This window comes from Flavobacterium turcicum (assembly GCF_011365745.1).
Lineage (GTDB): Bacteria > Bacteroidota > Bacteroidia > Flavobacteriales > Flavobacteriaceae > Flavobacterium > Flavobacterium turcicum.
Genome location: NZ_JAAOBY010000001.1, coordinates 862,120 through 875,882 on the forward strand (window position 1 = coordinate 862,120; position 13,763 = coordinate 875,882).

General features: G+C 34.8%; 12 protein-coding genes and 1 tRNA gene. 7 read left to right on the top strand and 6 right to left on the bottom strand.

Annotated features, from left to right (window positions below):
• The 3 genes from G9Q29_RS03775 to G9Q29_RS03785 form a co-directional block, all read right to left on the bottom strand.
• A complete protein-coding gene (locus tag G9Q29_RS03775) occupies nt 1-837 on the bottom strand; it encodes an alpha/beta fold hydrolase (protein ID WP_166133414.1) in 837 nt (278 codons plus the stop codon).
• Between the two features lie 591 nt (nt 838-1,428).
• On the bottom strand, nt 1,429-1,680 hold the full coding sequence (locus G9Q29_RS03780) for a GIY-YIG nuclease family protein (RefSeq protein WP_166133416.1): 252 nt from the start codon (nt 1,678-1,680) through the stop codon (nt 1,429-1,431).
• A 196-nt stretch (nt 1,681-1,876) separates the two neighbouring features.
• Nucleotides 1,877-1,949: transfer RNA gene (locus G9Q29_RS03785), tRNA-Met, on the bottom strand.
• 412 nt (nt 1,950-2,361) lie between these two features.
• Here G9Q29_RS03785 and G9Q29_RS03790 point away from each other — a divergent pair.
• The 7 genes from G9Q29_RS03790 to G9Q29_RS03820 all read left to right on the top strand — a co-directional run bounded on the left by G9Q29_RS03790 (nt 2,362) and on the right by G9Q29_RS03820 (nt 9,423).
• Complete coding sequence (locus G9Q29_RS03790; RefSeq protein WP_166133418.1) at nt 2,362-2,556, top strand: hypothetical protein; 195 nt, start codon at nt 2,362-2,364, stop codon at nt 2,554-2,556.
• Between the two features lie 304 nt (nt 2,557-2,860).
• The gene (era, locus tag G9Q29_RS03795) at nt 2,861-3,742 is read left to right on the top strand and encodes a GTPase Era (protein ID WP_166133420.1); all 882 of its coding nucleotides are present in this window, start codon (nt 2,861-2,863) and stop codon (nt 3,740-3,742) included.
• Nucleotides 3,743-4,228: 486 nt separating this feature from the next.
• Nucleotides 4,229-4,777 (top strand): DUF2975 domain-containing protein, encoded by a 549-nt coding sequence (locus G9Q29_RS03800; protein ID WP_166133422.1) that lies wholly within the window; start codon nt 4,229-4,231, stop codon nt 4,775-4,777.
• Between the two features lie 3 nt (nt 4,778-4,780).
• Entirely contained in the window at nt 4,781-4,990 is a 210-nt protein-coding gene (locus G9Q29_RS03805) for a helix-turn-helix domain-containing protein (RefSeq protein WP_086453359.1), read from the top strand.
• A 170-nt stretch (nt 4,991-5,160) separates the two neighbouring features.
• A complete protein-coding gene (gene der, locus G9Q29_RS03810) occupies nt 5,161-6,471 on the top strand; it encodes a ribosome biogenesis GTPase Der (RefSeq protein WP_086453366.1) in 1,311 nt (436 codons plus the stop codon).
• A 332-nt stretch (nt 6,472-6,803) separates the two neighbouring features.
• A complete protein-coding gene (locus tag G9Q29_RS03815) occupies nt 6,804-7,871 on the top strand; it encodes a protein kinase domain-containing protein (RefSeq protein WP_166133424.1) in 1,068 nt (355 codons plus the stop codon).
• A 1-nt stretch (nt 7,872) separates the two neighbouring features.
• The gene (locus G9Q29_RS03820; RefSeq protein WP_166133426.1) at nt 7,873-9,423 is read left to right on the top strand and encodes a tetratricopeptide repeat protein; all 1,551 of its coding nucleotides are present in this window, start codon (nt 7,873-7,875) and stop codon (nt 9,421-9,423) included.
• 166 nt (nt 9,424-9,589) lie between these two features.
• Here the strand turns inward: G9Q29_RS03820 and G9Q29_RS03825 are convergent, their stop codons facing one another.
• The 3 genes from G9Q29_RS03825 to G9Q29_RS03835 form a co-directional block, all read right to left on the bottom strand.
• A complete protein-coding gene (locus G9Q29_RS03825) occupies nt 9,590-10,330 on the bottom strand; it encodes a DUF2490 domain-containing protein (RefSeq protein WP_166133428.1) in 741 nt (246 codons plus the stop codon).
• A gap of 146 nt (nt 10,331-10,476) precedes the next feature.
• On the bottom strand, nt 10,477-13,074 hold the full coding sequence (locus G9Q29_RS03830) for a TonB-dependent receptor (protein WP_166133430.1): 2,598 nt from the start codon (nt 13,072-13,074) through the stop codon (nt 10,477-10,479).
• A 223-nt stretch (nt 13,075-13,297) separates the two neighbouring features.
• The gene (locus G9Q29_RS03835) at nt 13,298-13,711 is read right to left on the bottom strand and encodes an RrF2 family transcriptional regulator (protein WP_166133432.1); all 414 of its coding nucleotides are present in this window, start codon (nt 13,709-13,711) and stop codon (nt 13,298-13,300) included.
• Nucleotides 13,712-13,763: the final 52 nt, after the last annotated feature.

Genomic DNA, 13,763 nt, shown 5'->3' on the forward strand with positions numbered 1-13,763 from the left:
TTATTTTAATTCAAGTTTTACTTTATCCATAAACCATTCCGGTTGATCGTACATAACAAAATGAGCGGAGTTTGCTGCATACTCAATTTTAACAGAAGGCAGGTTTTCATACTGGGCTTTATAGGTTTTTTGTACTGTGGTAAGATCTGGATTTGAAGCAGCTAAAATTACAACAGGAATTTTAATTTTAGAAATTTCTTTTCGTAGGTCTAAATTTAGCATGTCGATATAACCGTGAACGTAAGTTTTTCGATCCACAAGACGCATCCATTCATTGATAGTCTTTTGTTTTTCTTTGTTCATACACATAAAAGAAGTGGATTGCGAATTCATTCCTTCAAACGCTTTTTGATCCATAGTCATCATCATTTTACTTTGCGTATTGTCATACGGTATAATTTCTCCTTTGTAGTTAGGTATCATTAAAGCGGCAGTCGCAGGCAAAGCATCAACAATAATTAATTTTTTGAACAAATTGGTTTCCTGAGAGGCTAACCACAAACTTAAAGTACCTCCTAAGCTATGACCAATTAATGTAGCATTCTTTATTTTTTTTGTTTTTACATAGGAAATGATCTGATCTTTGATGGTAGCCAACCAAGGGGTTTCAATAGGTGGGACATTCCCAAATCCAGCAAAAGTAAAAATATGACATTCGTTGTTTTTAGAAAGTTCTGCCACTGTTTCATTCCAAACTTCTCCGGTGCAGCCAAAACCAGGAAACAACATTACGGGAGCTCCTTTTCCTTTTACCTCTACTTTGAAGGCGGTTTGCGCAAAAACAGATTTTGAGATCAAAAGGAAAAATGCAATAATTAAAATAGATTTCGTTTTCATAAGATGTAATTTTTTAAAGTTTACCTTTTGATACAATACCATATTAATTGTTACCTCAAAAAAGCCTTTTTTTTTAATTTATTTTTTAGAGAATCAATTTTTGGATTTAAAGGCAAGAAAATCAGGGTGATTGTGAGTTTTTTAAAAGCAAAAAACACCAGCTTTTTCAAGTGGTGTTTTCGTAATAGTTCCCGCTTTCTCACAAAAGCACCTTATCAAAAGCTATGCGAACGTCTCCGACTTCGCACGCGCAAACTGAATAAGCTTAATTAAATCTGATGTAACCGCAGATTCGCAGATTGAATAATACCATAATCTGCGAATTTGCGGTAAAAAAATATTTTAAATGGCGCGAAGTCGGAGGCATTTGCTAAGCAAGGCCTTTCAAATTGCTCTCCTAGCTCTCTCATAAAAGCACCTTATCGAAAGATGTGCGAATGTCTTCGACTTCGCACCCTTAATCTATAACAATTTTCATTAAAGCTAATATAAACAAAAAAAGCTCCAGATTTCTCTGAAGCTTTCTAGTAGTCCGCCGTAGCGGAGACTCGAAATTGTGTCCGCCGCGGCGGATAAGAGCCCGACGAGTTTTTATTTTAGAATTAAGTTTTTAATAAACTCTCTTCCAATTCCTGACTTTAAATATTTTTCTCTTTTCATGGCTTCAGCTTTAGAAGAGAAAAATTCAACATGAATTACAGTCCAAGGTCTAAATTTCAAGGTGTATCCTTTAGTGCCTAAAACGTTATGTGATTTGAAACGTTCTATGAGGTTAGATGTAAATCCGGTATAGTTTTTATTGAATTTTTCAGAATATAAAATGTAAACCACAAATTCATCCATGATAGAAAGTTTTTAAAAACAAAAAACACCAGCTTTTTCTGAAGCTTTTATAGTAGTCTCGCACTGGTGGAGACTCGTATCTGTGTCCGCCGTGGCGGATATGAGCCCTCCTAATTCGTGTCGACAATCTGAATCAAGCTTCATTAAAGCTAAGATAAACAAAAAAAAGCTTCAGATTTCTCTGAAGCTTTTCTAGTAGCGGGAACAGGACTCGAACCTGTGACCTTCGGGTTATGAGCCCGACGAGCTGCCTACTGCTCTATCCCGCGATATATTTTTAATCAATGTTTCAGAACCTGTGTCCGCCGTGGCGGATATGAAACCTTACGAAAGCTTTATTGCTCTATCCCGCGTTGTTTCGGGTGCAAAGATAGTCATAAATTTGATAAATACAATTTTATTTTTTAAAAATCTCTGGTTGTTAGATAAACTATTAGTAATAAGTCGGTTATGTTTTTTTTTTTTTTGAATATCTTATAGTGAAGGAAATCATATAACAATAAACAATTATTGTATAACTGCAATTAGTGAACTTGAAGCACCTTTGTAAAGCGCTATGCAAAACTTAAAAGTTAAGTTTTTGGAGCGTTTTTACACAACAGACGATGTAATATTGGTGTTTAAAGACCACAAGTATAATTTCTATTTTGTTGGTTTTACTAATTTGAAATAAATAAGATTATGAATTTAAAGAGAATTTTTGGAGGACTGTTAACTGTTCTTGGAATTGCAGGTTTAGTCTATACTGCCATTGTTTTTACCAATACATCAGGTGAAACAAAAGATATTAAGTCACTAATTGTATATGGGGTTTTAGGATTTGTCTTTTTTTTGACCGGAATTGGTTTGGTAAAAAACACCAAGGACGAAGCTTAGCATTAATTTGACTTCTAAATTCTGGTATTTTAGACATTAAGGGCACGTTTCAAAATTTTAAAGTTTGATAGGCAATTACGTTAAGGAATATTTTGTATTCCCTTGCTCTAGCTTGAATGCTTAATTAAAAATAAATATTCAAATGTGGTGCCGTATATTGAATTCCGTTGTACCTTTGTCTGCAAAATGTCAAGGTGTTACAGTAGTAGCCTCAGTGTAAAATTGAGGTTTTTTTATGCTTTTAAATTGGTAATTTTAAAGTAGAAATGCTACATAATATTTTTGACTTAAATTATTTTAAAATATGTCACATAAAGCAGGTTTTGTAAACATCATCGGGAATCCAAATGTTGGTAAATCAACATTAATGAATGCCTTTGTTGGAGAGCGATTATCAATTATTACTTCAAAAGCACAAACAACTCGTCATAGAATTCTAGGTATTGTAAACGGTGAGGATTTTCAATTGATCTTATCGGATACGCCAGGAATCATTAAACCAGCCTATGAAATGCAGGAATCGATGATGAATTTCGTGAAATCGGCTTTTGAAGATGCTGATGTCTTGATTTACATGGTCGAAATAGGGGAGCAGGAACTTAAGGATGAGGCGTTTTTTAATAAAATCATTCACTCGAAAATTCCAGTTTTGCTATTACTTAACAAAATTGACAATTCAAACCAAGAACAATTAGAGCAACAAGTGGCTTTTTGGACAGCCAAAGTGCCGAATGCTGAAATATACCCAATATCAGCCTTGCAAAATTTTAATGTTCCTGAGGTTTTTCAAAGAATCATTACACTTTTGCCAGAGTCGCCAGCGTATTATCCAAAAGATCAGCTTACGGATAAGCCAGAACGTTTTTTTGTGAATGAAACCATTCGTGAAAAAATCTTGTTGAATTACAGCAAAGAGATTCCGTATGCAGTTGAAATTGTTACTGAAGAATTTTTTGAAGACGACAATATCATTCGTATTCGTTCTTTGATTATGGTGGAACGCGAAACTCAAAAAGGAATTGTGATTGGTCATAAAGGTGCCGCTTTAAAAAAGGTAGGAACTGAGGCGCGTGAAGATTTAGAGAAGTTCTTTGGAAAACAAATTCACATTGAACTTTACGTAAAAGTGAACAAAAACTGGAGAAGTAACGCGAATATGTTGAAGCGTTTTGGGTATAATCAGTAGTGATTAGTGAAAAGTGAGAAGTGAGAGGTGAGGAGTGAAAAGTGAGAAGTGAAAAGTGAGAAGTGAGGAGTGAGAAGTGAGGAGTGAGAGGTGAGGAGTGAGAAGTGAGAAGTGAGAAGTGAGAAGTGAAAAGTGAGAGGTGAGGAGTGAGGAGTGAATTGATGGTAATTTTTTAGTTTTCATTTAAATGCAATATTTAAAATCAGTACTAGAGTTAGTCTCTTGTACTGATTTTTTTTTAGCCCAGAGCGAAAAGGAAACCCCGCAGCGAAAAAAGGATGCTGTTGTTGCGCGTACAGAGCGACCAAAGGAAGCTCCTGCACGGGCTTTGCAACAGCTCCTTGAGGCGCGAGGAGTTGTACTGTAGCGCTGGATTAGCTCCTGAAAATTTTAAAAGCGATAAAAATATTTTGATAAATAATGTATTTTTATTGTTTTTCAATAAATATTGATATATTTGTGTTTTAATTTTAAATACTTTGTATCATGTCTAGAAAAACCAATTTTGTTTTTAAAGTACTGCAAGTGGTATCTTGGATTATTTTTGTAGGGCTTTGCATCCAGGCGGGTGGCTTTATTTTCAACACTGTTTTTACTTTAATGTTTAATCCTGCTGGGGCAAGTAAGTTTTGGACAGAAGTTGATTTGGCAGCTTTGTATCATTTCAACCAGTCGTATTATGTGACTTTGACCGTTTTAATGTGCATTGTTTCGGTGTTGAAATCGGTATTGTTTTACACTATTGTACTTGTTTTTCACAGTAAAAAAATTGATTTGGCACAGCCTTTTAATGATTCTCTAAAGAAATTTATTGATTTGGTGGCTAGTATTTCTTTTGGAATTGGGTTGTTTTCATTGTGGGGAGCAGGCTTTACAAAGAATTTGATTCAAGACGGACTACAAATGCCTAATGTTGCTGATTTAAGTTTTGGTGGTGGTGATGTGTGGTGGTTTACGAGTGTCATTTTATTGGTAATTGGGCAAATTATAAAAAAGGGAATCGAAATGCAGCAAGAAAACGAACTAACCATTTAAGTTATGGCAATAATTGTAAACCTAGATGTGATGATGGCCAAGCGCAAGATGTCATTGAACGAGCTTTCGGAGAAGGTGGATTTGACCTTGTCAAATTTATCCATATTAAAAACAGGAAAGGCTAAGGCGGTTCGTTTTAGTACTTTGGAGGCTATTTGTAAAGCCTTAGATTGCCAGCCAGGCGATATTTTAGAATATTCGAAGAACGAATAAATACAAAGGCTAGTGGTGCCGTTGTGAGTTTTGTTTTGAAGATGAGGTGATTAGGTTTTGCCAATGTGGCTAATATTCGAAAAAAATTGATAATCACGCTTTTAAACACTACCTTTGCCACCCGAAACGGAAAAATAAGGTTTCGGAAAAACGAATTTTCAAATTATATTATGAATAACATTGTTGCGATAGTAGGAAGACCTAATGTAGGGAAATCGACCCTTTTTAATAGGCTGATACAAAGAAGAGAAGCTATTGTAGATTCAGTATCTGGGGTGACCCGCGATAGAAACTATGGTAAAAGCGAGTGGAACGGAAAAGAATTTTCTGTAATTGATACCGGAGGATACATAAAAGGTTCTGATGACGTGTTTGAGGGCGAGATCCGCAAGCAAGTTGAACTGGCTATTGATGAGGCCGATGTAATCATTTTTGTGGTTGATGTTGAGGAAGGCATTACGCCTATGGATGATGTTGTGGCGCGCTTGTTGCGTAAAGTGACTAAGCCGGTTTTGCTAGCCGTAAACAAGGTTGACAACGCCATGCGTGAGAAAGATGCCTTAGAGTTTTACAACTTAGGTTTAGGAGATTATTTTACTTTTGCGAGTATATCAGGTAGTGGAACTGGAGATTTATTAGATGCTTTAATTGATGCTTTCCCAGTAAAACCAGAACCTGTTCAAGAGGAAGTGGTATTGCCACGTTTTGCAGTAGTTGGGCGACCAAATGCTGGTAAATCAAGTTTTATCAATGCCTTGATTGGTAAAGAACGTTTTATGGTTACGGACATTGCGGGTACAACGCGTGATGCTATTGATACAAAGTTTGACCGTTTTGGGTTTGAATTTAACTTGGTGGATACGGCGGGAATTCGTCGTAAGGCTAAGGTAAAAGAAGATTTAGAATTTTACTCGGTAATGCGTTCTGTGCGTGCTATTGAACATGCAGATATTTGTATCCTTGTTATTGATGCCACACGTGGATTTGAAGGACAAGACCAAAGTATTTTTTGGTTGGCCGAAAAAAACCGCAAAGGTGTTGTAATCTTAGTAAACAAATGGGATTTGGTTGAAAAAGATACCATGTCAACCCGCGATTACGAAGAAAAAATCAAGAAAGAATTAATGCCGTTTACGGATGTGCCTATTCTTTTTGTTTCGGCATTGACCAAGCAGCGTTTGCTAAAAGCATTAGAAGCTACGGTAAAAGTGTATGAAAACAGACAGCAGCGTATTGCGACATCTAAATTTAACGAATTCATGCTTAAGGTAATTGAGGCTTATCCGCCACCAGCTACCAAAGGGAAATATGTGAAAATTAAATATTGCATGCAGTTGCCTACACAAACGCCTCAGTTTGTGTTTTTTGCCAACATGCCACAATATGTTAAGGAACCGTACAAACGTTACCTTGAAAATAAAATTAGAGAAAATTGGGATTTTTCAGGAGTGCCAATCGATATTTATATTAGAGAGAAATAAGACTAGAAACCACTTTGTAACGAAGTGGTTTTTTTGTTGAGACAAATTCCAAAAGCCCAAGATTTGATTCTTGGGCTTTTTTTGTAGTATTTATTTCCTATTAACGGATTTATTAACCGTTTGTAGATTTTTTATTTTTACTGTAATTGTTGTAGTTATATTCGTAGAAATAAGAGTTATTGAACTGAAAGGAGCTATCTATATTTGGGTAGATTGGAATTATTTCATGGTTCATATATATTAGTTAGCAGTAATTCGAAAATTTCGTGGTACAATAACTTCGTAGTTTAACAATAAAGTCTTGATTTTTAGAAAAGTAAAAAAATAAAAAAATGATAAGTAATCCTATTTCAAATATTTCTGATGATCAAATTAGTGCCGTACACGCTCTCGAAGGCAGAACTTTAAAATCTGGGTGGGAAGTAATAGAAAAAACAAAAATCAAACCCGGAGGTAGCGGCGGTAATTTTTCAGTTTGTTATATTGTTAAAAAAGACAATCAAATTGGTTTTCTAAAAGCAATAAACACACTTACTTTTTTGAGAGCCGAAGACGATCAAATTAAAGCTCAAGCAGATATGTTAAATACATATAACTTTGAAAAAGAAATTTTGAGTAGATGTAAAAATAGAAATCTTACTAAAGTTTCAAAATTACTTGAAGCTTCATTTGAAAACATTAGTGGATTTTTAATTCCGGGAGTATATTATATGGTATTTGAAAAAGCGGATAGTGATGTTAGAGAGCATATAAACTTTACAACTTTAGTTGATAATTCATGGAAGTTAAGATCATTGCATAATATTGCTACTGGAATAAAACAACTTCATAGTATTCACGTTTCACACCAAGACTTAAAACCATCAAATGTATTTATTTTCGATAATGGAATATCTAAGGTTGGAGATTTAGGAAGGGCTTTAAGTCATGATTTAAATGCTCCACATTCAAGCTATGACTTTTCTGGAGATATCAGATACGCACCACCTGAAGTCTTCCATAAATATGTACTTTCTGAATGGAAAGATAAAGTCTTTGCAATTGACTGTTTCCTTTTAGGCAGCATGGCTAGTTTTTATTTTACTGGACAAAGTATGATTGCTTTATTAGGTTCTAAAGTAAATCCGTCGATAAATATATTAACTTTAGATTTTGAAAATGCTTTGCCATATTGGATTAATGCTTTTGAAGAATCATTATCAGTAGTAGAAGAGCATACAAAAGACATTGATGGTCAAGATAAACTCTTAGAAGCTATAAAAATGCTGTGTCATCCAGATCCTAGAAAAAGAGGTCATATAAAAAATTTAAAGGAAATTGGTAATAACTATCAAATGGATAGATTCGTTGAAATTTTTAACTTTTTAGCAAAAAAAGCTGAATATAAAATAACTAAATAAATTGGCAAATTTTTTCGAAAAAAAAGATAGACATATAATTCCAAACTGGAGAAGCTTTGAAAACACTTCAAAATTAGGTGAATTAAATGGTAGCAAGAATATTAAACTTGATTCTTCTTTTAAGCCTGATATTTCAGATTTAATAGATAGTTGGAATGATTCTAATTGCATCGGAATAGCAGGAGATATTTTGGGTGTAGCATTAGTTTGTAACCAAGAAAATAACCAAACGGTTAAAGATGTTTCGGAATTTGTTTTACAAAACAAATCATTGGCTTCAAAAGCAATAATCGATGTTGCTACCAAAATACTAACACATAAAAAGGAAGAAATTGAATTAAATTTGGACATTACAAATCCTACTACATTTAATGATAAATCAAACTTATTTGAAATTTATTCTAAAATAAATAATCTCAAGAAAAAATTAATTAAAACCCCATATAATCCAATTAATTGGATTGAACTTGCACGATATTATTCTATATTAGGCCAAGACTTAAAAGCTGAAAGAGCTATAAAAAATGCTTTATACTTAGCTCCTGAAAATCGTTTTATTTTGAGAAGTGTCGCAAGATTTTATGTACACATTGGAGATTTTGAAATTGCACATGACATTATTAGAAAAAGCAATTTAACTAAATTTGATCCTTGGTTATTGGCAACTGAAATTTCAATCGCTTCATTAAGGGATAGAAATTCAGTTTTTACAAAATCTGGTATTCAAATTATAGAATCAAATAACTTTCATCCATTTAATATCACTGAACTTGCAAGCTCTATTGCTTCAGTAGAGTTAAAAAATGATAAAATTAATAAGAGTAGAAAATTATTTGAAAAATCATTAATCCATCCTAATGATAATTCTTTAGCGCAAGCAGAATGGGCTTCACAAGAAGAAAGAAATTTAATTAAATTAAATATTAATGAATTTCAGCTAGTTAACTCATTTGAAGCATTTGCTAGAGAAAACTCCGAACATCAAAAGTGGCAAGATTCAATAGATTTTTCAAAAAAATGGTTTTTTGACCAACCTTTTTCGAAAATGGCAGTTTTGTTTGGAAATGAAATCGCATCTAGGAAACTTAAAGACTTTAGTCAAGCGAGTGAAATTGCTAAATTAGGTTTATTATCACATCCAAATGATGCACACTTATTAAACAATATAATTTACTCATTATGTCTTCAAAACAAACTTGATGAAGCTGATAAGTACTTAAAAGATGTCAGAAAAGAAGATTTAAACTCAAATAGTTATTCATCAATTTGTTTAACTGCAACAAAAGGTCTTTTATATTTCAGAAGAGGATATCACGATCTTGGAAGAAAATATTATTTTGAATCCATGGAAATGTCTAAAGCAGAAAACAATTCTTACTTGAGCTCACTTGCTTTTATAAACTACGTCAGAGAAGAAATTCTTGTTGAAAATAAAGAAATGTCAAAAGCAATGCCAGATCTAGATAAAATTATAAAAGCAAATTTAAAAAATGAAGATATACAAAATGATGCTAAAGAAGTAATTCAATTGTATAAAAATAAATTTGCATAAAAAATGAACTGTAGCTAACAAATACAAACAGAAATTTGGATATTTAATTTAAAAACGGTTTTGTATTTATGATGCTTTTTCAAATCCGTAGAATGAACTTAATTTATTTATAAACCCGTTGTAACGCGAGAACAAATGATAATCCCGAAGAAATTCGGGATTTTTTCTAGGATTTATTTTTCCAATTCAAACGATGAAAAACACTCAATCGAATAATATCACGATCAAAAAAGTCAACACCGCTAGGTCGCCTTTGATAACTGTTGAGGTAGCCTAACTCATACGAAAAATGGTTGCTAGCTTGAAAATGTATCGCTGCGTAAATTCTGTTTTGGTCAAAGGTGTTTTTACGAGTTGATTTTCCAGCATTGAACATGATTTCATCAGAGAGAATGGCTTTTATAGCTTGGTTTTCTTTTTTCCAAAACGTATAATCTCCTTGCAGACGGTATCTAAAACGCCAGGAAAAAGTACTTCCGGGTAGTAATCCTGAGGAATTAGCATTGTGAATAAAACGTTCCTCTACTTGAAAACGCTGATTAAGTACTAGTTTTTTGCCGCTGATTCGCCAAGTCAAGTCTTGTTGCCCGCGGTATTCAGGAATCCTAAAGTTGGGATTGATTTCAGGTATTTGTGTAGTAACCGAAAAATGAGCAAAACCAGCACCTGTTTCCAGATGGCTGTTTATTCTGTAACGTCCTTGCACACGCAACACATAAACATTTTGCTGAATGGGTTTTGTGAAAACTCTATTGTCAATTTCAGAATGCAAGGACCATTTTTCACTCAACTGTAATTGGTTGTAGTAGCGCGTCCATACAATACTTTGGTGGTCCACTTTTTTTACGGTTTGTGCTTGCAACCCCAAACAGAGTAGTGTACAAATGAAAAGGAATTTTTGAGTCATTAGTTTTAAAATGGTTGCAAATGTACACAAAGTCAGCCATTTTAAAGTAGTTACATATTTGTTGATTCAATTTATTACCCATAAAAAAAAAGCACCGCTAACTTATAGGATAGCGGTGCTGTGTTATAAAAGACTGAAGTTGTTGTTTACAACGAATACTTCAAGGTAATTCCGTACGTTCTTTGGTCGCCTAAAACACCAGCATAATGTCCAGAATTTCCGCCAGCTGGTAATAATTGCTCAAAGTAATCTTTGTTCAAGAGGTTTCGACCCCAAAAGTTTACAGATAATCCTTCGGTTGCTCTAAATCCGAAACGACCGTTAAAGATAGCATATCCTTGAACCACCAAGAATTTTGAAGCTGATGGACTTGATGAAAATTCAGAACGCGCATACGAGTCAATTGCCACAAAGAATTTACCTAGGTTGCTAAAAAACTTAGCTGATTTGGTATATTCTCCGCCTAAACTTCCGGCCCATTTTGAAACACCAGGCAAAGTAGTTCCAGACACATCTTTGAATGATACAGGAGCTCCCGTTTCTTCAAGCGGTAGCGGAGCATTAGTGAATTTAACATATTTACCATCCGTGTAACTCACAGCCCCGTTGAAGGCAAAATGTTCATTGATTACAAAACTAGCATCAACTTCAGCACCTCGTACACGTACTTTGTCAGCATTGGCTAGGTAACCACGATTAACTCCTAATTCAGCTGCTTGTACATTGGTTTGGAAATCTTTGATATCCGTATTGTACAAAGTCAGGTTTAAAATAGCTCTTTTGAACGGAGAGGTTTTTATTCCAATTTCATAATGATTTACGTCTTCGGGTCTAATTACAGCAAGATCGGCCAATGTTTGTCCTGCGGCAGGAGTAGGCAAACCGGCTACATTTACACCCACTGGTTTGTAACTTTTAGCATATGTAGCGTAGCCATTTATTTTATCAGTCGCTTTGTAATTCACCGTTATATTTCCTGAAAAGTCAAACTTATCTTTGTTTGCAGAGAAGGTTTGGTTGGTGTACACCGCTCTTTTTATTGCCAATAATTGTGGATCGTTGGTTTGTAAACCACCATACGTTTGACGGTCGTAGTTCGATTCCTTTTTGTCGTAATTGTAGCGCAATCCCGGTAGAATGTGCAATCTATCGGTGATTTGCCAATCTAATTGACCAAATAAAGCCGCACTCACAGCATGAATATCAGCAATGGTGCGTATTCCGTAGCCTTCAAGTAATCCTGGTTCAGCCCATCTAGCAAGCGGTACAGGAGTTGAAACCCCGTTATTGTTGTAGTTTACCGGCGATTGAGAAAAACGCCATTGTGCATTTCCAGATTCTTCTGTTCCTCTAATTTTTACCGTTTGATCGATAAAAAAGGCACCAATTACTCCGCTTAATTTAGTAGACACTTGTCCTGCATAGCGAATTTCTTGTGTCAACTGCGTATGTCTGGCAGGGTTTTGTGATTTAGCCAAAACTTGAAGTCCTGTAAAATCTCTATCGTTTGAAGGATCCCAGTTCCAAAAACGCCATGCTGTAGTTGAGGTCAAAGTTCCTTTACCAATTTTAGTATCTACGTTAAGCGATGCGCCACCTAAATCTTGTCCAGAACGCCAAGGTGTATCGTGATCAATTTTACGGTCAAAAGCATTTCTGCTAGGGAGTTGGTAATTCAAATCGGCAATGATGGCATCAAATTGGCGGTAAGCAGCTCTTTGTGTTGGAGCTACACCAGCAATAACTTGCGCATATCCATCAGGGCGTTGTGTAGTGATGTCAGCAGCGAATAAAATGTTCGTGTTTTCAGTAACATTGTACAATAATTGGCCTCTAATTCCTTGATTGTTTAACGTATTTGTGGCTCTTCCAGTCACTACATTATCAATTAATCCGTCTCTTTGAGTTCCCGAAAAGGAGATTCGACCAGCCAGTTTTTTACTTAACGCACCTGTTATTGATGTTTTAGCTTGAAGGAAACCGTAATTTCCGTAGCTTACTTCAAAATCAGCACCAGATGTAAAACTTGGTTTTCTGGTGGTTATGTTAAAAGCACCTGAGGTTGTGTTTTTGCCAAAAAGTGATCCCTGTGGTCCACGCAATACTTCAATACGGTCAATGTCTACAAAGTCTAAAGTGGTGGCTGCTGGACGTGCATAATACACACCATCAACATAAAAACCAACACCAGGATCAATCCCGTCATTAGTAAGTCCGTATGGCGAACCAAGTCCTCTAATGTTGATACCCGTATTTCTAGGATTGGAGGAGTACAATTGTACCGAAGGAATCAATTCTTTCACGCGATTTACGTTGAAAGCACCTGCTTGTTCGGCTTGTTTTCCGGTTACTACAGATACGGCAATTGGAATATCTTGTGCTTTTTCTATTCTTCTACGAGAGGTAACAACCACTTCAGAGAGTACTTTTTCTTCTCCGTACGAAATGATAATCTCCAGCGGTTTTATGTTGGTAGGCAATTCAGTAATTTTAATTTCTTTGGTATTATAGCCTGCATATTGCACGATCAGCGTGAAAGGAAGTGACTTTGCTTCGATACTGAAAGTCCCATCAGCTAGCGTTGTAGTAGTGTTTGTGGTACCTTTTAGAACGATGTTGACACCTTCAATTGGCGCATCTTGTTCGTCTTTTACTTTTCCTTCAAGAAGTACTTGCGCAAAAGAAGTGGAGAAAACTAGAAAAAATAATAAAGTTGTGCTTAGTTTTAGATAAATATTTTTCATTTATATTATATATATGTAATTAGTAGAGTTTTAAAATAATTTTTTTTATTTCTAACACATACACATCATACAGCCGATTGATTTGGGGTTTAATTTTTTGAAAACTTCTAGGGATTTTTGTACTTGCATCTTTTTCATCTTGCTTTAAATAGAGTTACTATTAATATTTCGATGCAAATATATATAAATTCTATAAAATTAGTAGAGTTTAAAATATATTTTTTTAACGATGTATTAACGAAGCAATAGTAATGCCTTGCATAGCTTTGAGTGTTTCCTCACGAATGACAATTAGCCCGTGACGTAAGGCGCATGTTGATTCATCAGTACAGTCAGAACAGCGTTCGTAAAAATTTAAAGAAGCACAAGGCAGTAAAGCGATTGCACCATCAAAAAGCCGATGTATATCAGCTAAAGTGATTTCATTTTTAGATTTTAAAAGGTAATAGCCGCCAAGTTTACCTTGTTTGCTACCTACAAAATGCCCGCGTTTGAGGTCAAGGAGTATTTGTTCCAAGAATTTTTTCGGAATAGAAGCTGCGTCAGCAATTTCAAGAGTTCTTGACACGTGTGTGTCCTCTTGTTGTGCTAAATATAAAAGGGCTTTTAAAGCATATTTGGCTTTTTGTGAAAGCATGAAAATCTAATTTTAAATAAACACTCTTATTTATGCGTGGCATGAAATAAGA